General features: G+C 62.2%; 13 protein-coding genes. 7 read left to right on the top strand and 6 right to left on the bottom strand.

Going from position 1 to position 17,300, the window contains the following annotated elements; genetic code table 11:
• Nucleotides 1-8: 8 nt before the first annotated feature.
• The gene (fdnG, locus tag RB548_RS24895; protein ID WP_331376432.1) at nucleotides 9-3,095 is read right to left on the bottom strand and encodes a formate dehydrogenase-N subunit alpha; all 3,087 of its coding nucleotides are present in this window, start codon (nucleotides 3,093-3,095) and stop codon (nucleotides 9-11) included.
• 586 nt (nucleotides 3,096-3,681) lie between these two features.
• Here fdnG and selD point away from each other — a divergent pair.
• Nucleotides 3,682-4,734: a selenide, water dikinase SelD gene (selD, locus tag RB548_RS24890; RefSeq protein ID WP_331376431.1), complete on the top strand. Its 1,053-nt coding sequence runs from the start codon at nucleotides 3,682-3,684 to the stop codon at nucleotides 4,732-4,734.
• A 101-nt stretch (nucleotides 4,735-4,835) separates the two neighbouring features.
• Here selD and RB548_RS24885 read toward each other — a convergent pair whose 3' ends face one another.
• Together RB548_RS24885 and RB548_RS24880 are read right to left on the bottom strand one after the other, a co-directional pair.
• On the bottom strand, nucleotides 4,836-5,780 hold the full coding sequence (locus RB548_RS24885) for a pyridoxamine 5'-phosphate oxidase family protein (protein ID WP_331376430.1): 945 nt from the start codon (nucleotides 5,778-5,780) through the stop codon (nucleotides 4,836-4,838).
• Between the two features lie 99 nt (nucleotides 5,781-5,879).
• A complete protein-coding gene (locus RB548_RS24880; protein WP_331376429.1) occupies nucleotides 5,880-6,491 on the bottom strand; it encodes a glutathione S-transferase family protein in 612 nt (203 codons plus the stop codon).
• 223 nt (nucleotides 6,492-6,714) lie between these two features.
• Here RB548_RS24880 and RB548_RS24875 point away from each other — a divergent pair, with 223 nt between their 5' ends.
• A complete protein-coding gene (locus tag RB548_RS24875; protein WP_331376428.1) occupies nucleotides 6,715-7,620 on the top strand; it encodes a LysR family transcriptional regulator in 906 nt (301 codons plus the stop codon).
• A 31-nt stretch (nucleotides 7,621-7,651) separates the two neighbouring features.
• On the opposite strand, the gene RB548_RS24870 is transcribed toward RB548_RS24875, so the two are convergent.
• The gene (locus tag RB548_RS24870; RefSeq protein WP_331376427.1) at nucleotides 7,652-11,266 is read right to left on the bottom strand and encodes a hydantoinase B/oxoprolinase family protein; all 3,615 of its coding nucleotides are present in this window, start codon (nucleotides 11,264-11,266) and stop codon (nucleotides 7,652-7,654) included.
• A 150-nt stretch (nucleotides 11,267-11,416) separates the two neighbouring features.
• On the opposite strand from RB548_RS24870, the gene RB548_RS24865 reads away from it, so the two are divergent.
• Entirely contained in the window at nucleotides 11,417-11,617 is a 201-nt protein-coding gene (locus RB548_RS24865) for a hypothetical protein (protein WP_331376426.1), read from the top strand.
• Between the two features lie 477 nt (nucleotides 11,618-12,094).
• Nucleotides 12,095-12,736 carry a peroxiredoxin-like family protein gene (locus RB548_RS24860; protein ID WP_331376425.1) on the top strand — a complete coding sequence of 214 codons (642 nt, stop codon included), beginning with the start codon at nucleotides 12,095-12,097 and terminating at the stop codon, nucleotides 12,734-12,736.
• 181 nt (nucleotides 12,737-12,917) lie between these two features.
• Here the strand turns inward: RB548_RS24860 and RB548_RS24855 are convergent, their stop codons facing one another.
• Both RB548_RS24855 and RB548_RS24850 read right to left on the bottom strand, forming a co-directional pair.
• Nucleotides 12,918-13,886: an MBL fold metallo-hydrolase gene (locus RB548_RS24855; RefSeq protein WP_331376424.1), complete on the bottom strand. Its 969-nt coding sequence runs from the start codon at nucleotides 13,884-13,886 to the stop codon at nucleotides 12,918-12,920.
• A gap of 76 nt (nucleotides 13,887-13,962) precedes the next feature.
• Nucleotides 13,963-14,754 (bottom strand): class I SAM-dependent methyltransferase, encoded by a 792-nt coding sequence (locus RB548_RS24850; RefSeq protein ID WP_331376423.1) that lies wholly within the window; start codon nucleotides 14,752-14,754, stop codon nucleotides 13,963-13,965.
• Between RB548_RS24850 and RB548_RS24845 the strand changes: the two genes are divergently transcribed.
• The 3 genes from RB548_RS24845 (at nucleotide 14,753) to RB548_RS24835 (ending at nucleotide 17,291) form a co-directional block, all read left to right on the top strand.
• Complete coding sequence (locus RB548_RS24845; protein WP_331376422.1) at nucleotides 14,753-15,949, top strand: AraC family transcriptional regulator; 1,197 nt, start codon at nucleotides 14,753-14,755, stop codon at nucleotides 15,947-15,949. The genes RB548_RS24850 and RB548_RS24845 overlap by 2 nt on opposite strands.
• A gap of 273 nt (nucleotides 15,950-16,222) precedes the next feature.
• On the top strand, nucleotides 16,223-16,414 hold the full coding sequence (locus tag RB548_RS24840; RefSeq protein WP_331376421.1) for a hypothetical protein: 192 nt from the start codon (nucleotides 16,223-16,225) through the stop codon (nucleotides 16,412-16,414).
• Nucleotides 16,415-16,826: 412 nt separating this feature from the next.
• Nucleotides 16,827-17,291, top strand: a complete 465-nt coding sequence (locus RB548_RS24835; RefSeq protein ID WP_331376420.1) for a potassium channel family protein — start codon at nucleotides 16,827-16,829, stop codon at nucleotides 17,289-17,291.
• The last annotated feature ends 9 nt before the right edge of the window (nucleotides 17,292-17,300 follow it).

The following is a 17,300-nucleotide window of genomic DNA, read 5'->3' as shown; positions in this document are numbered from 1 at the left end:
TAGCCTCCTCAAGCCACCGGCCCGGCAATGGGCTCGATATTGACCAGGAACGCCTTGTATTCCGGCGTCTCGATGTTGGCGTCGCCGACGAACGGCGTCAGCGAGTTCGGGCCGAAGCCCTTCCTGGCCGCGCCGGTAAAGCCCCAATGCAACGGGATGCCCACCACGTGGACCGGCTTGCCGTCGCAGATCAGCGGTTTGATCCGCTTGGTCACGACGGCCTTGGCCTCGATCGAACCCCGTTTGGACCAGACATGCACCCAGCCGCCCCTGGTGATGCCTTTCTCCGCCGCCAGCTCCTCCGAGATCTCGACGAAGAACTCCGGCTGCAGCACGGCGTTCACGTGGACGTGCTTGGTCCAGTAGTGGAAGTGCTCCGTCAGGCGGTAGGACGTCGCCGCATAGGGGAACTCTTCCGAGGCGGGTTCGGCAAACTGCTCGAGATCGCCCTTGAAAACCCGCGCCGCCGGATTGCCGCGCACATTCGGTGCGACAAGATTGCCGAGCGGGGATTCAAACGGCTCGTAGTGCGTCGGGAACGGCCCGTCGCGCATCATGCCTCTGGTGAAAAGCCGCGAGACGCCTTCCGGGTTCATGATGAACGGCCCGACATCCGTGGGCTTCGCCGTCGGCGCGATATCGGGTATGTCGTAGCCCGCCCATTTCGCGCCGTCCCATTCGATCAGCTTGCGGCTCGGATCCCATGCCTTGCCGTTCACGTCCGCCGAGGCTCTGTTATAGAGGATGCGGCGGTTGACCGGCCAGGAGAACGCCCATTTGGAATAGGCACCGGTCTCATCCGGGTCGGACGTGTCGCGCCGGGCCATGTTGTTGCCGTTCTCGTTGAAGCAGCCGGAATAGATCCAGCACGCGCTCGAGGTCGAGCCGTCGTCGCGCAGCGCCGCGAAACCGGGCACCAGCTTGCCCGCCTCCGCCAACACCTTTGCCGGGTCGGCGGTATCGTAGACGGTGGAAAGTGCCTTGCCGTTGATCTCCTTGGCCAGCTCTTCGGCCGTCGGTTCATTCGGATCGGCATAGGCCCAGTCGAGATTGACGATCGGATCCGGGAACTTTCCGCCCTCCTTGCGGTAGAGTTCCTTCAGCCGCACGTGGATCTGGGCCATGATCCAGTTGTCGGTCATCGCCTCGCCCGGAGGCGAGCCGCCCGGCCAATGCCACTGCAGCCAGCGGCTGGAATTGGTGAGCGACCCCTCGTCCTCGGCAAAGCAGGTGGAGGGCAACTGGATGACCTCCGTCTGGATCTGCGAAGGATCGACATCGTTGAACTCGCCGTGGTTCTCCCAGAAACGCGCCGTCTCGGTATCGAGCGGATCCATGGTGACGAGGAACTTAAGCTTCGACAGCGCGTCCGTCACCTTCTTGCGGTTCGGGGCCGCCAGCAGCGGGTTGAAGCCCTGGCAGAAATATCCGGTCATCTTGCCCTGGTTCATGAGCTCGAGGGCGCGCAGCAGGTCGTAGCCGGCAACATCGAGCTTCGGCAGCCAATCATAGGCGAAATTGTTTTGCGGCGTCGCCGCCGTGCCCCACATCGCCTTCTGGAAGCTGACGAAGAACTTCCGGTAGTTCTGCCAGTAGCTCATCTGGTTCGGCCGGAGCGGCTTGAAGCCCCGCGTCGACATATAGGTCTCGAGATCGACCTCCTTGTCTGTCGGCAGTGTCAGGTAACCCGGCAGCAGGTTCGACATCAGCCCGACATCAGTGAGGCCCTGGATGTTCGAATGGCCGCGCAGTGCATTCATGCCGCCGCCGCGCAAGCCGATATTGCCGAGGATGAGCTGCAGCATCGCCATGGCGCGAATGTTCTGCGAGCCCTTCGAATGCTGCGTCCAGCCGAGCGCATACATCGAGGTCATCACCTTGGTCGGCGACGAGCACTCCGAGACCATTTCGGCGACCTTCAGGAACTTGTCCTTAGGCGTGCCGCAAATGCGCTCGACCATTTCGGGCGTGTAGGGAGCGACATGCGCCTTCAGGAGGTTCCATACGCAGCGCGGGTTCGCCAATGTGTCGTCCACCGTCGCATAGCCGTCGGGGCCGATCACATAGTCCCAGGTCGACTTGTCGTAATCGCGCTTGGCCTCGTCATAGCCGGTGAACAGGCCATCATTGAAGGCGAAGCCGTCCTTGACGATGTAGCTGGCATTAGTGAACGCCTTGACATAGTCCCACTGCACCTTGTCGTTCTGCATGCAGTAGTTGATCACGCCAAGCAGGAAGGCGATGTCCGTGCCCTGGCGGATCGGCGCATAGAAATCGGCCACCGACGCCGAGCGGGTGAAGCGCGGATCGACGACGATCAGCTTCGCGCCGCGATTGGCCTTCGCCTCGGTCACCCATTTGAAGCCGCACGGATGCGCTTCGGCAGCATTGCCGCCCATGATGATCACGAGGTCGGTGTTCTTGATGTCCGTCCAGGAGTTGGTCATTGCGCCGCGGCCGAATGTTGGAGCCAAACTGGCTACCGTGGGGCCGTGTCAGACACGCGCTTGGTTATCGAAGACCAGCATCCCGGCACTGCGGACGACCTTGTAGGTCTCCCATGCGGTTTCGTTCGTCGTCGCCGAGGCTGCGAGGAAGCCGGTCGTTATCCACCGGTTCACCGGCACGCCGGCCTCGTTCCTCTCGACGAAATTGGCGTCGCGGTCGTCCTTCATCAGCCGGACGATCCGGTCAAGCGCCTCATCCCAGCCGACCCGTTCGAACTTGTCCGAACCGGGTTTCCGGATCATCGGATATTTCAGCCGCGTTTCGGAATTGACGAAGCCGAGCAAGGCCGCGCCCTTCGGACAGAGCGTACCGCGATTGGTCGGGTGATCGGTGTCACCCTCGATATGCATGATTTCCGCCCGCTCGCCCTTCGTCCGGTCGCCCTTCGAATACATGATGACGCCGCAGGCGACGGAACAGTAGGGACAGGTGTTGCGAGTTTCAGTCGTGCTCACGAGCTTGAAGGGGCGGATCGCTGCGGCATGCGCGGCCTCGATTTCACCGAAGCCCAGAGATCCGAGCGCCGTAGCCGCCGCTCCGGCACCGACGGCACCCAGAAATTGGCGCCGCGAGAGTTCCACGTTCATAACATGATACCTCCCTGAAACCGGCCCTGCCGACGAGGGCAAGCCGGAGAAGCTGGGTCCGCCCTTGACGACAAAGACGTAAAACCGGCGTTACAAGTTTAAATCTTAAACCTCCCTATCCTGTTGTCAAATCGATAAGAACTATAAATCGTGAACATGATATTCAACTTACATCTAAATTGACACGAGCGTGTATTATGGGCGGCGAACACAATCGGACCGCATCGATGTTCGAGCGTTTTCTCTCACATCTCCGTGATCCGATTTGACCGTTGCTGGCGACTGTTACCTCGCAAATTGACGCTCTCACCCGGTTCAACCATAATAACACTATGGGCTTGCACGCCGCTCCCGAGGTTCGGGGCATTGGGCACTGGCTGTCTCCATGTGGCGCCGCAGAAGCGGCCGGCCATGCCGGTCCGCGCACGACGCGTTTCCCGGTTTTCGCGAAATCTTCATCCGGCCTACAGCGCCGTGCGTCCGATCAGGCGCGCGAAGGGCGCTATAGCACTTTGAATTACAACGTGATTTTTCATGCCGTCGCGCCGCGTCATGCGCGGTCCATACCAAACATTGGGAGGCAACCATGGATACCACGACTTTGCCGCGCTTGACCGCGCTTGCCCATGGCGGCGGCTGCGGCTGCAAACTGGCGCCATCGGTCCTGCAGCAATTGCTTGCCGATCAGCCTGCAGGCAGCCCGTTCTCACGGCTCATCGTCGGCACCGAGACCGGGGACGATGCCGCCGTGTGGCAGTTCGACGACGAGACCTGCGTGATCGCGACCACCGATTTTTTCATGCCTATGGTCGACGACCCCTTCGACTTCGGCCGGATCGCCGCGACCAACGCCATCTCCGACGTCTATGCCATGGGCGGAAAGCCGATCATGGCGCTCGCCATCCTCGGCATGCCGATCGACAAGATGCCGGCCGAAATGGTGCGGGAAATCCTGAAGGGCGGCAGCGCCATCTGCGCCGAGGCCGGCATTCCGGTCGCCGGCGGCCACTCGATCGATTCCCCGGAGCCAATCTATGGCCTGGCTGTGATCGGCACCGGCTCGACCGCCAATATTCGGCGCAACAGCGGCGCACGGGCCGGGGATGCACTGATCCTGACGAAGGCGCTGGGTGTCGGGATCTACTCGGCCGCCTTCAAGAAGGGCGCGCTGCCAGCCGATGCCTATGCCGAACTCATCGAGTCGACGACGCTCCTGAACCGTGTCGGCGCCGAAATCGGCAACCATTCGCACGTTCACGCCGTCACCGACGTCACCGGCTTCGGCATCCTCGGCCACGCGCTCGAGATGGCGCGAGGGTCGAACAAGCGGATTGCGATCGACGCGGACGCCATTGCGCTCTTCTCCCGGTGTACCGAACTCGCAGAGCAAGGCTTCGTCACCGGCGCATCGCACCGGAACTGGGCAAGTTATGGCACGGCCGTCGTTCTGCCGGACGATCTTCCGGCATGGCGGCGCCACATCCTCACCGACCCCCAGACCTCCGGCGGTCTCCTTGTGTCATGCCGCGCGGATCGGGCGGATGCGCTCATCGAAGAGATCATCGCCGCAGGCTATCCCGCAGCGCGCATCATCGGCGCGGTCGAGGAAGGCGAGCCGGGCTTGCGCGTCATCGCCTGACCGCGACTTGCCAGAAAAGCGCGCATCTGAGCTGCGCTGGCCTCGGGCCACCGGACTGTCGAGCGGCGACGATCACCCACGACTTCGAGCCCGCCGACACCCTACCAGGTGCCGGTGGCGAGCGCGAAGGGCGACCATTCGGCAAAATCGTAGCGGATCGGCAGCGCGTCCGGGCGCCAGACGATACGGCGCGGACGGAACCGCCAGTAGCGCTCCGCCCCTTCGAGAGGCTTGCCAGCGGGGGGATCGAACAGGAGCTCGGCCGCGCCGGTCATCTGCAGCAGGCCGCCCGTCGAGAAGTCCGGAAAGACGAGCCCGGCATGCGGATTAAGGGCGATATTGCCGAGCGTGTTGAAGAAGCGATTGCCGACGAAATCCGGGATCGTCAGCCAGCCGTCTTCGCCGACATGCACGAAACCTGCCCGGCCGCCGCGATGGGAAACGTCCACCTGCCGGCCGGCGGGAAGGTCCGCATAGGTGGCGACGAAGAAGGTGTCCGCTTGCCGGATCAGGGCGCGGGCGGGTGCGTCGAGCTCAGAGCTCCAGGTGGGGGGCACCGCCGGCGACCCCGACGGATCGCGGACGAACTGCACCTGGCGAAGCTGGATGTATTTCGGGCAATTGCCGAAGCTCTGGCCGACGCTCAAATCGAATCCTTGCGGGTGTCGGCTAAGGATGCCGTTCAGCCGGTTACGGCGGCGCGTGGCGAGGTCGATGCCGAGGAGGGCGAGCGAGGCGCCATCCTCCATGCCCGCCTCGGCGGGGTCCACCGGCTCTCTGGCGAGCTCGACAGTGAGCCGGTGAGCGTCCGGCGCATGGAGGAAGCCGGGACGCCCGGCCCGGAGCGTCGCCCACACCTCGCCGTCCTGGTCGACTGCCCCCAGCACCACCATCGGCAGGAGGGGGTAGAATTCGCGATGCTGGGCGATCAGATGGTCGCGCAGAACCCGGCGACCGATCTCGTCCATCCGCGCTTCCACACCGAACCGCGTCTGCAGCGCAAGCTCGCCCGCATGCCAGGGCGAATGATCGAGGGGACCGTCCATGACTTGTGCCTCCTTGGCGCATGTCGCCCAAAAGTGCGCAACGGTTTTGGGACAAAGACATGCACAAAAACAAAGACCTAAAGCGCGTCACAACGCGCTTTAGGCTGCCAGACCGACAGGCGTCTTCTGGAAATCGACAAAGCCCGGCAGCGCCTCGATGCGTGCGAGCCAGGCGCGGATACCAGGATAGGGCTGAAGATCCACGTCGCCTTCCGGCGCACGCGCCACGTAGCTGTAAAGCGCGACATCGGCGATGGTCGGCCGGCCGGCAGCAATCCAGCTCCGGCCCGCAAGCGTCGCCTCGATCAGCGTCAGGATCGCATGAGCGCGGGGAATGACCTCTTCCGGCCGATAGGGCGCCTTGAAGACGTTGATGAGGCGCGCCTGCGCCGGGCCATGGGCGATCTGGCCGGCGGCGACCGAAAGCCAGCGCTGAACGGCGGCCGCACCCTCGGGGTCTTCGGGCAGCCACTCCGTACGTCCCGTCTTCTTCGCGAGATAGACGAGGATGGCGTTGGAATCCGAGATGATGGTACCGCCGTCTTCAAGCACCGGAACCTGGCCGAACGGGTTGAGCGCGAGGAACTGCGGCTCCTTGTGCTCCTTCTTGGCGAGATCGACGAGCACAAGCTCGTGCTCGATCCCGATCAGCGAGAGAAAGAGCCGGGCGCGATGCGCATGGCCGGACAGCGGGTGATGGTAGAGCTTCATGTCTGCCTCGCGGAGAAAATAAGGACGGAACTACAGCGCCGCGCGTCTTTCGAGACGCGCAAAGGTCGCTGTAGCACTTTGAATCGCTGCATGATTTGTCCTCAAATCGATTCCGATTTGAGGAACCAAGCAGCAGGATGATTGTTAAACACGAAGTTGATAAGCGTCCCTGAAAACACTAGACCATTTCAGTGGGCGCAATAATGCGCGAAGCGGGAAGGCGATGGATCGCTGGCAGGCAATGCGGATCTTCGTGCAGGTGGTGGAAAGCGGCGGGTTTGCGCCGGCCGCCAAGATGCTGCACATAAGCCCGCCGTCGGTGACGCGGGCGATTGCGAGGCTGGAGGAGATGATCGGCACGCGGCTGCTTGTCCGCACGACCCGCTCGCTGAAGCTGACGGCGGCCGGCGAAGGCTACGCGGCCGATTGCCGGCGTATTCTGGCGGAGATTGCCGAGGCGGAGGCCAATGCGGCGGGCAGCTTCACGCACCCGGCGGGGTTGCTCACGGTGACGGCGCCAGCCCTTTTCGGGCGCATCCACGTGCTCCCCGTCGTTCTCGATTTTCTCGATCGCTATCCCGCCATGCACGTGAAGACCGTCTTCGTCGACCGGGTGACCAACCTGGTCGAGGAAGGGTTGGATGTCGCCGTGCGTATCGCGGCGCTTCCCGCCTCGGGCCTCATCGCTCGCCGCATCGGTTCGGTCAGGCAGGTCCTCTGCGGCTCGCCGGATTATTTCGCCCGCTTCGGCGAGCCGACCGAACTGCAGGATCTTGCTCATCACCGCATGATCGGCCGGGAGGGTCTTTTCGGCCATTCCGAATGGCTCTTCGGCCGTGACAACAGCATTCGCGTTCCGATCAGCGCCCGCCTCATCGTCAACACCAATGACGCGGCCATTTCTGCCGCGGTCGCCGGTTGGGGACTGTCGCGCTTTCAGTCGTACCAGGTGGCGCCGGAGATAGAGGCCGGCCGGCTCAAGGTGGTGCTTGCCGACTACGAGCGCGAGCCGGTGCCGATCCACATCGTGCACGCGGAGGGGCGCATGGTCTCCGCCCGGGTGCGTGCGTTTGTCGATTTCGCAGCCGACCGCCTTCGGCGCCGCGCAGGCGTGAATGCCGCTCCCTGAAGAAGAGTAGGGGCAGGCAAGGCAAGTCGCCTCACGCCTTTCCATAGCCGCCGCCGGTCGGCGTAACGACGGTGAAGGCCTCCCCGGCTTCCAGAACCGTGTGGGCGCAACCCGACAGCTCCTCGATACGGCCGTCGTTGCGCCGAACGCTGTTGCGGCCGAGCTCGCCCGGCTCTGCGCCCTTCAACCCGAAGGGCGCGACACGGCGGTGACCCGAGAGGATGGCGAAATCCAGCCGTTCGCGGGCGCGGATGGTGCGCCTGGTGCCATTGCCGGCCGACCATTTGCCGCGGCCGCCTGAATCCTCTCGAATGTGGAAATCCTCCAGCACCACCGGGAACCGCGTTTCGAGAATTTCGGGGTCGGTGAGCCGGGAATTGGTCATGTGGGTGTGGACGGCATCGGCACCGTTATACCCGGGACCCGCCGGGGCGCCCGAGCAGATCGTCTCGTAATACTGGTAGTTCGCGTTGCCGAAGGTGAGATTGTTCATCGTCCCTTGCGCGGCGGCCTGCGCCTCGACGGCGCCAAACAGGCAATTGGTGACGGCCTGGCTGACCTCGACGTTGCCGGCGACGACCGCCGCCGGATAGCGCGGCGTCAGCATCGTGCCTTCCGGGATAACGATGCGGATCGGCCGCAGGCAGCCGGCATTCATCGGAATATCGGCCTCGACCAGCACCCGGAAGACATAGAGCACCGCAGCGCGCGTCACCGGCGCCGGCGCGTTGAAATTGTCCGAGCGCTGCTCCGAGGTGCCGGTGAAATCGACCGTCGCCTCTCGGCTTTCGCGATCGACGGAGATCTTCACGACGATCCGGCAACCCTGGTCCATTTCGTAGGAGAATTCGCCGTCGCGCAACTGATCGAGCACGCGGCGCACGCTTTCGGCGGCATTGTCCTGCACGTGGCCCATATAGGCCTCGACCACGTCTTCACCGAACTGGGCGATCATCTTCTTGAGTTCCGCGACACCCTTCTCGTTGGCGGCGACCTGCGCCTTCAGGTCGTTGACGTTCTGCAGGATGTTGCGCACCGGATAGCGCGCGCCATTCAAAAGCTTTTCCAGCTCCTCCTCGCAGAAGCGGCCGCTGTCGATGAGCTTGAAGTTGTCGATGTAGACGCCTTCCTCCTCGATATTGGTCGCAAGCGGCGACATCGATCCCGGCGAGATGCCGCCGATGTCCGCGTGGTGGCCGCGGCTTGCTACCCAGAAACGGATCTCGCGACCGGCGTCATCGAAGACCGGCGTGCACACCGTCAGGTCCGGCAGATGGGTGCCGCCGTTATAGGGCGCATTGATCAGGAACACGTCGCCCGGATGAATGACCGGGTTTTCGCGGATTGCGGTCGCGACGGAGGCATCCATCGAGCCCAGATGCACCGGCATGTGCGGCGCATTGGCGACGAGATTGCCGTTGTTGTCGAAAACCGCGCAGGAAAAGTCGAGGCGTTCCTTGATGTTGACCGAATAGGCGGTGTTCTGCAGCGTCACACCCATCTGTTCGGCGATCGACATGAAGAGGTTGTTGAAGATCTCCAGCATCACCGGATCGGCCTTTGTGCCGATGGCGGTACGCTCCGGCAGCGGCTTGATGCGCGTCAGCACGATGTGATCCTTCGCCGTCAGCTCCGCCTGCCAGCCGTCCTCCACGACAATGGTCTGGTTGGGTTCGATGACGATCGCCGGACCGCTCAGCCTTTGCCCCGGCCTGATCTCGGAGCGCAGCGCCACCGGCGCATCGTGGAACTGGCCCTGCGAATAGAAGCGGGTTCGCCGTTCGAGGTTGGGCGTACCCGAGGCGACGGCGAGGCCGTCCACCTCCATCTCAGCCGCTCCGCCGCCGACGGTTTCGACCTCGACCGCGTCGATCACCAGCGCCTTGTTCTCGGCGATGAAGCCGAAGCGGCGTTTGTGCATCAGTTCGAATTCGCGGCGCAATCGCGCGGGATCGTCGTGTTCGGGAAACCGCGCCTCGACCGCGAGCGCCGTGTCCGTGCCGGCATAGCGGATATGGGCGCGCAGATGCGTTCGCACGAGATCCGGCGCGATGCCTTGCGCCTTCAGGTCGGCAAGGCATTCGGCCTGAAGTTCACGGCCGAGGTCTACCAGCGCCGGTGGCGCGTCCGCGTCGAGCGCGACGCCAAACGCCTTCTGCCGCGTCGCGCGGATGTCCGCGAGCCCCATGCCGTAGGCTGAAAGCAGGCCCGACATCGGGTGGACGAGAATGCTCTTCATGCCGAGCGCATCCGCTACCAGGCAGGCGTGCTGGCCGCCGGCGCCGCCGAAGCAGCTCAGCGCATAGCGCGTCACGTCGTAGCCGCGCTGGACGGAAATCTTCTTGATCGCCTCGACCATGTTGGCGACGGCAATGCGGATGAAGCCGTCGGCGACCTCTTCGGCGCTGCGCCCGTCGCCGATCTCCTTCGCGAGCGCCGCAAAGCGCGCCCGCACGGTCTCGACGTCGAGGCGCTCGTTCTGCTCCGGTCCGAACAGCGCCGGAAAGAATTCCGGCATCAGCTTGCCGAGCATGACATTGGCGTCGGTGACGGCGAGCGGACCGCCATTGCGGTAGCAGGCAGGGCCCGGATTGGCACCGGCCGAATCCGGCCCGACGCGGAAGCGTTCGCCGTCGAAATGCAGGATCGAGCCGCCGCCGGCGGCAACGGTATGGATCAGCATCATCGGCGCCCGCACGCGCACACCGGCGACCTCGGTCTCGAAGGCACGCTCGTATTCGCCGTCGAAATGGGCGACATCGGTCGAGGTTCCGCCCATGTCGAAGCCGATGATCCGGTCGAAGCCGGCCGCCTCGCCCGTCCTCGCAAGGCCGACGACGCCGCCGGCCGGTCCGGAAAGGATCGCATCCTTGCCCTGGAACATATCCGCCGCCGTGAGCCCGCCGGACGACATCATGAACATGATGCGGGCGCCGGAGCGCTTGACGTCGAGTTCGTCTGAGACCTGCGCCACGTAGCGGCCGAGCACCGGCGAAAGATAGGCGTCGATGACCGTGGTGTCGCCGCGGCCGACATATTTGACGAGCGGCGAGACCTCGTGGCTGACCGAGACCTGTTCGAAACCGATTTCGCGCGCCAGCCGTGCGACCATCGCTTCGTGGTCGGGATATCTGTAGGCGTGCATGAAGACGATCGCGATCGCCCCATAGCCCTTCGCCTTCAGGTCTTCGAGCGCGCGCTGCGCTTCATCGTCGCTTAGCGGCCGCTCGATCGTGCCGTCGGCAAGCACGCGCTCGTCGAGTTCGACGATATCCTGATAGAGCGCTTCCGGCTTGATGATTTCGGTCGCAAAGATCTTCTTGCGTTCCTGGTAGCCGATCCTGAGCGCATCGCGGAAACCGCGCGTGGTGATCAGCGCCAGCCGCTCGCCCTTGCGCTCGAGAAGCGCGTTGGTGGCGACCGTCGTTCCCATCCGCACCTCGCCGATCAGGCCCGTCGGTATCGCCTCGCCCGCCGGAAGCTTGAGAAGCTGCCTGATGCCGTGCACCGCCGCATCGCGGTAAGCCTCGGGATTTTCGGAGAGAACCTTCAGCGCGTGGAGCGCGCCCCGGGGCTCGCGGCCGATGACGTCGGTGAAGGTGCCGCCGCGATCCACCCAGAAATCCCAGGTTCCGGTTCCGCTCATCTTCACCCCTCCACTTCTCTCATCCGCTTCTACGGCGCCGCGCGTCTGATCAGACACGCAAGGACGCTGTAGCACGTTGAATAGCTACATGTTTCCCTTAATCGGCTACGATTTAAGGAAACATGCAGTAGCTCACTGAAAGCGGATAAGATGCTCAAGATCAATCCGAAATCGTTGCGGACGAGGTCGGGCAACCCGCTTCGCATTCGTCATGCAGCGGCAAACGAAACGCTGTGCGCCGTCGTTGTGCATGGCATGGCCGACGCAACGACGCCGGTCGTCACAAATGTCGCGGTGAGCAGCCGACCGTCCGCGATGGGTGGGAGTGCGTCGTTGCCAGCAGCCAATTAAGGGGCACAAGCGCGCCAATTCCGGACATTCCTGTCGCTCCTTCAAAGCGGTCGTTCGTGCTGCGGCCGCAGTCGACCCGTTGACGACCTTGGTCGCCGCAGACTTGAACGTCCAAAACGAGGACGGAAACTGATCTTCAGCGCAAGAGCATTCGGGAGTGCCCTCGTGTCAGGTCATTTTGGCGTCCGGTCACATCGAAGCCGCCCAAGTTTCAAGACGTTGAACACCGCAAAGACGCGTATATCTGGAAGGTCCAAAATCGGTCCCGCCGCTGTGTCGTCCCATGGCACGGGTGAGATGACGCACTGCGACGATCGAGAAGGCTCGCGAGACGGCGACCGCAGATGCCTTTTCGTGTTACAATAAGTACTTGACCTCGGCAATATGGAAGAGGCCGGACGCTATTGCCTTGGCTCAGGACGCTATGCCGAGAAAGGTTTCCGCAAGCGGTGAAACTGATTCCGGGGGAGGTTGTCCATGTCCATGAGCAGTCTCGATCGCCCGCTGCAACCGGGCGACCGGGTACCGAATGTTGTGCTCGATGCGATCTCGCACGAAGGTAAGATTGCGCTCGATGATTTTCGAGGTCGTAGTCCGCTATTGATCGGTCTGTTTCGAGGCCTGCATTGTCCGTTCTGCCGGCGCCATGTCGCGGCGATGGCACAGCTCAAGCCGGCCTTGGGTGAGAAAGGCGTCGAATGCCTGGCGGTGGTCAATACGCCGGTCGAGCGGGCGCGGCTCTATTTCCGTTACCATCCGATACCCGATCTTCTTGCTGCATCCGACCCGGAGCGGGCCTCTCACCGTGCTTTCGGCTTGCGCGAGGTCGGGATGGAAACGGTCATGGCGATACGGATCCATCTGCCGGGCGAGTTGCCCGAGCCTATGGACGTCATGGCAATGGACGAGTTTCTCAACAAGAAGGAAGGATATGAGATTACGGAGGCCGATCAGCAGATGATGGCTTCCGGCCAAGGGCAGCTTGTCGGTCAGTTCCTAATCGACCGGGGCGGCATCGTACGCTGGAGCTTCACAGAAGTTCTGGAGGGTGGCCTCACTACTTTCAAAGCACCGAATCCCGAGGAATTGGTGTCGGTAGCTTCCCAAGTCGCACATTAACGGCTGCTGAAATCTCGCTCGCCGACCACCCATGGTGATTCTGTGGATTTATTCCATCATCGAGACCCTCCGGCGCCGAGGGCTAAGGTCTGCGCGTAGGCTTGGTAGCGATCTGCATTTGACGGCCCGCGGAGCACCCGGCGCTGTAGGCAAATACCTGGGCGATGCGAAAATCGAATTGTCAGCTCGCGACAAAGCGGTACGCGCCGCCCTTACGCTCAACGAGGCCGCTGCCCGGAAAGGGAAGATGAGCGCCGATGAGCCGCCGCCTGTCTGTAGCGAGCTGATCGAGGAGGCGCAGACGGGTCGCTATTCCGCGGTCGGCCTCGTGATCGACCGGAACCCTCCACGACGGGTACTGGAATGAAATCAGGGGATGTGTGAGTGCGTCCCCTACAATGACGAAGCCGTCGCCGCCTGCGACCTCCACGGAGATGTGACCTGGCGTATGTCCTGGGGTGTCAATTGCGCGAACGCCGCTGACAATCTCATCATCCTCGCGCACCATCATCACCTTGTCCCTGATCCGCGAGATGTGGTTCTTTGCACCTTTGGCGACCCCGGCGGCCAGCTCCTTCGGAAATACGGCCGGCAAATTCCGCAGCACATCCGGATCTGCCCAGACGTTCAGTTCCTTAGCTGAAACAAAATAGATTGCGTTCGGATAGATCAGGTTGTCATCGGCATCGAGGACGCCCCAAAGATGGTCCGGATGGCCGTGCGTCAGCACCACCTTGGTGATGGCGGCTGGCTGGATGCCGGCAGCCCTGAGATTTTCGGCGAGCTTGCCCGCCGAGGGCTGGTGGTGCGGACCACTGCCAGTGTCGACCAGGATCACATCCGATCCCTTGCGGATCACTGTGACGTTGTTTGGTAGCTGAAGCTGTTCGCCACCTTGTCCGGCCGCTTTCAACACCGCCTCGCTCTCGGATTTCGGAACCTCCGGATCGACCAGGAATCCTGTCGGCAGAACGAAATATCCATCGCTCATCACCAGCACTTCGAGGTTTGCAGACTTGAGAATGGTTCGTGTGTTTGCCTGTCCCGGTCGGGCGGGAGTGATGGTGCCGCCACCGACTGCGAGCGCGCCTGCGGCAGCGGTGACAAGAAAGTGACGACGGCCCATCCAAGGCGTGTGCGACTTCGACATGGCTATCCTCCTGTAGAACCGAGCTTTGCTTGGCGCGGCTTGGTGCCGACGTGCGATGCTCTCGCTTGCTGAGGCGCTACACCTTCCGCGCCGATACGATGAGCGAGGGCATATCGAATTGTATGCCGCCGTCGCCGCTTACGAAGGGCTTGAGCTCCTTCCGAGACGCGACCAGCAGGCGTGCGAACTGATCGTCGTCGAGCACCCCACCGAGTGTCCACACGCAGGCTCTCTCGGTCGATACCAAGGCGTCGATCGAATTGAAGCTGACAATCTCGTGGTGCTGAGTGACTTTGCTGACGATGCCCGCCTCGCGGCAGAGTGCGTGCAGCCGCCGGGCATCGCCGAGCGCGAAAGGCGCGCGAAAGGCGTCGCCAACCTCTCGGCCGAAGAGTCTGTCCAACAGTTTTGCAAAGGCACAGTAGCCGGGAGAGTTTTCGACCGCGTCGCACACGGCCACCGCCATCCCATCTCCTCGGCACAGGACACGCATCATTTCGCGCAGCGCCTTTGGTTTGTCCTCAAAGAACATGAGGCCAAATTGGCTAACGACCGCATCGAAACTGTCGTCCGACATCGGCAGCGCCTCCGCCGTTCCTTGTACCCATTCGATCTGCGTCGGCTTTCGCCGGGCCACCGCGAGCATCTCAGGGTTAGCGTCGAGCCCGATGACGCGTCCCGACGGACCGGCCTTATCAGCCGCGGCGAGTGTTGCTGCGCCAGTGCCACAAGCAACGTCAAGCACGCGGTCGCCGGCCTTCACCCCGGCTGCAGCCGTGACAATCGGCCCCCACCGCGCGAACAGAGCCGGCACGAAATGGGCATCGTAGATCTCCGCCGGGCTGCGCACTTCCTCAGGCGTAGTCATGGCCTTCCTCCACCCTGATCTTCGTTCCTCGGCACATCCGGTGGATATGCGGGCGCGCGAAGGGTATGCTTCGAAGATGGTGCAGGTCTATGATCATACGTCTTTGTCGCTTGCTGCATCGTCCATGGTGCTCGATGCGGAGCGATTGGACGATGCTTCGGCGGTGGAGCCGCCTGCCCAGTTCAGGACGCATGGCACCGATCCGCTTTCGGACGTCCTGCGTACGGTCAAGCTGACGGGCGCTCTGTTCTTCCTGGTGGATGCGTCTTTCCCTTGGGGCGTGGTCGTGCCGCATGCGCACGCGTTTTCCTCCGTCATCTTGCCGCGCGCACAGCATATCGTGTCCTATCACATCATCCTGAAGGGCTCGGGCTGGGCTTGCATTCCGAACTGTACCTCCACGTGGTTCGGGGCCGGCGACGTGCTGGTGCTGCCGCATGGCGACCCCTATGCGATGCTCAGTGCGCCAGGCCAGCCGCCGGAACTCGACGCCCAAGCGACGATGGACTTCTTCCGCGCCATGGCAGCGGGCAGGTTGCCCTTCGTGGTGAAGGAAGGCGGCGGCGGCGAGCCACGTAGCGAGTTCGTCTGCGGCTTTCTTGGCTGCGACACGCAGCCTTTCAATCCCGTGCTTTCCACCTTGCCGCGCCTGTTGCGGATCAAGCGGTCCTACAACGGGCGCCAGGATCTTTTGAGCCGCCTCATCGACCTCACGCTTGCCGAAGCGCAGCTGCCTCGTGTTGGCGGCGAATCCATCCGGCTGAGACTGAGCGAGTTGGTTTTCGTCGAAGTGATGCGCCGATATCTGGAGACCTTGCCGGCCCAGGAGACCGGCTGGCTTTCAGGCCTGCGCGATCCTGCAATCGGCAAAGTCCTGTTCATGCTCCATGAACAGCCCGCATATCCGTGGACGCTGAACGAGTTGGCGAACCGTGCCTGCATGTCGCGGGCAGCACTTGCCGCACGCTTCACACATGTCGTTGGCCATGCCCCGATGCAGTATCTGACGCTCTGGCGCATGCAGATCGCCGCGCGCCTTCTTGCGGATAGCTCCATGAAAGTAGCCACCGTCGGCCGTGAGATCGGCTACGAATCCGAGGCGGCCTTCAGCCGGGCTTTCAAGAAGAGGGTCGGTGTATCACCGGCCACTTGGCGTCGGTCCGCGAGCCGAGAGGTGGGTGCCGGAACGACCTAGTGGCGATCACGGGTGCCATAGGGCGCGAGCCGAACGCATAACCAGGTTGGTTCATGAAGGCCGGTTCCGCTAGCGCATCGGCCCGAAAATCGGAATCGATTTTCGGAAAGCACGATGCGTAGATTCAAAGACTTACAGCGTCCTTTGTGCGTCCTGAAAGACGCACGGCGCTGTAAAGGTCAACTTTCGGGAACTGGATCCGGCGCCGGAAGGTCCGGAAGGGGTCGTGAGTTCCGGTTGGCTGAGAATGAGTTTGCGTCTGAAAGGGGTCGAATGCGAAAGTACACCAACCAGCGCAAAATTCCGCTTCTGGCGCAAAGCGGACTTCACGATCCAGATTCCATAGAGCATGCCATCGTGATTCAAATCTGGCTCACCGAGACACATCTCACCTCAAGGCCCACCGTATTGCCGCATGTGAGTCTGACCTTGAAAGATCTCTTGCCGGATTACAGAAGTAAATGAAAATTGAGTAAAATAATACTATACGCAATCTGAACCATTTACCGAAAAACTGAAGAGGCTCCGACGAATAATCGGAGCCTCTTCAGTTCAACGGAGATCATGTAGGCGACGGAATAGAGCACCGACACCGCAATACGTCTTCACAACATTATCAAGGCAGGGGAACTACAAGGAAAATGCTTGAAGATGTGCCCGCGCAATTAGGAGAGTACACAATTGCACGGACAAGGCAATCAAAAATAAGCGATGACTAATAAGTCATACTAAAGTCGAATCCAAAGGGCACTCGCCTGCCCCTTCACCACCGCCCGCGCAAGGCCGCATCGTCCCGGGCGACCATGTTCACCGACAGGGCCGCCTTTGCTAGATTGGCGTTCAGAAATCCGGCGGCAGTGGTAACGCGGGGATGCCAATGCACACCGTCCACGCTCCGCCCGACCAAGGAGGCTTCGTGATATTTCGGCTTTCCATTGCCTGTGGTCTGATCGCGATAACGGTCGCCATCCAGGCTCTATTCATGTCCACCGGACTGCATGCTTTGCGCCGGCTGGAAGACAATCGAAAATATTTCGCGCTTCGTCACCCGACCATGGTGACGGTAGCCTGGATCATATACTTGATCTTTCCGATTATTATCGACGTCTTCCTGTGGGCGACGTTCTACTCTCTCGCAGGCGCTTTACCGACGTTCGAAGAATCCATGTACTTCTCAACCGTTACGTTCACGACGGTCGGATACGGCGATATCGTTCTCGGCAGGGATTGGCGCCAGGTTGCCACGTTCGAGGCCGTCAATGGCTGGATCATCTTTGGCTGGGCGACGGCGCTGATGATGGCAGTGATCCAGCGCCTCTATTTTCGCCAAGAACAAGGCTAACAACTGACG

The organism is Sinorhizobium chiapasense, assembly GCF_036488675.1.
Lineage (GTDB): Bacteria > Pseudomonadota > Alphaproteobacteria > Rhizobiales > Rhizobiaceae > Sinorhizobium > Sinorhizobium chiapasense.
The sequence above is the reverse complement of the archived record's forward strand: the minus strand, read 5'-3'. Positions and strand labels throughout refer to the sequence as shown.

Coding starts and splice junctions, on each gene's coding strand:
- RB548_RS24850 (WP_331376423.1), bottom strand. CDS start 14,754: ATGACTACGCCTGAGGAAGTGCGCAGCCCGGCGGAGATCTACGATGCC.
- RB548_RS24860 (WP_331376425.1), top strand. CDS start 12,095: ATGTCCATGAGCAGTCTCGATCGCCCGCTGCAACCGGGCGACCGGGTA.
- RB548_RS24885 (WP_331376430.1), bottom strand. CDS start 5,780: ATGGACGGTCCCCTCGATCATTCGCCCTGGCATGCGGGCGAGCTTGCG.
- RB548_RS24835 (WP_331376420.1), top strand. CDS start 16,827: ATGCACACCGTCCACGCTCCGCCCGACCAAGGAGGCTTCGTGATATTT.
- RB548_RS24880 (WP_331376429.1), bottom strand. CDS start 6,491: ATGAAGCTCTACCATCACCCGCTGTCCGGCCATGCGCATCGCGCCCGG.
- RB548_RS24875 (WP_331376428.1), top strand. CDS start 6,715: ATGGATCGCTGGCAGGCAATGCGGATCTTCGTGCAGGTGGTGGAAAGC.
- RB548_RS24870 (WP_331376427.1), bottom strand. CDS start 11,266: ATGAGCGGAACCGGAACCTGGGATTTCTGGGTGGATCGCGGCGGCACC.
- RB548_RS24855 (WP_331376424.1), bottom strand. CDS start 13,886: ATGTCGAAGTCGCACACGCCTTGGATGGGCCGTCGTCACTTTCTTGTC.
- RB548_RS24845 (WP_331376422.1), top strand. CDS start 14,753: ATGGCCTTCCTCCACCCTGATCTTCGTTCCTCGGCACATCCGGTGGAT.
- selD (WP_331376431.1), top strand. CDS start 3,682: ATGGATACCACGACTTTGCCGCGCTTGACCGCGCTTGCCCATGGCGGC.
- RB548_RS24840 (WP_331376421.1), top strand. CDS start 16,223: ATGCGAAAGTACACCAACCAGCGCAAAATTCCGCTTCTGGCGCAAAGC.
- RB548_RS24865 (WP_331376426.1), top strand. CDS start 11,417: ATGCTCAAGATCAATCCGAAATCGTTGCGGACGAGGTCGGGCAACCCG.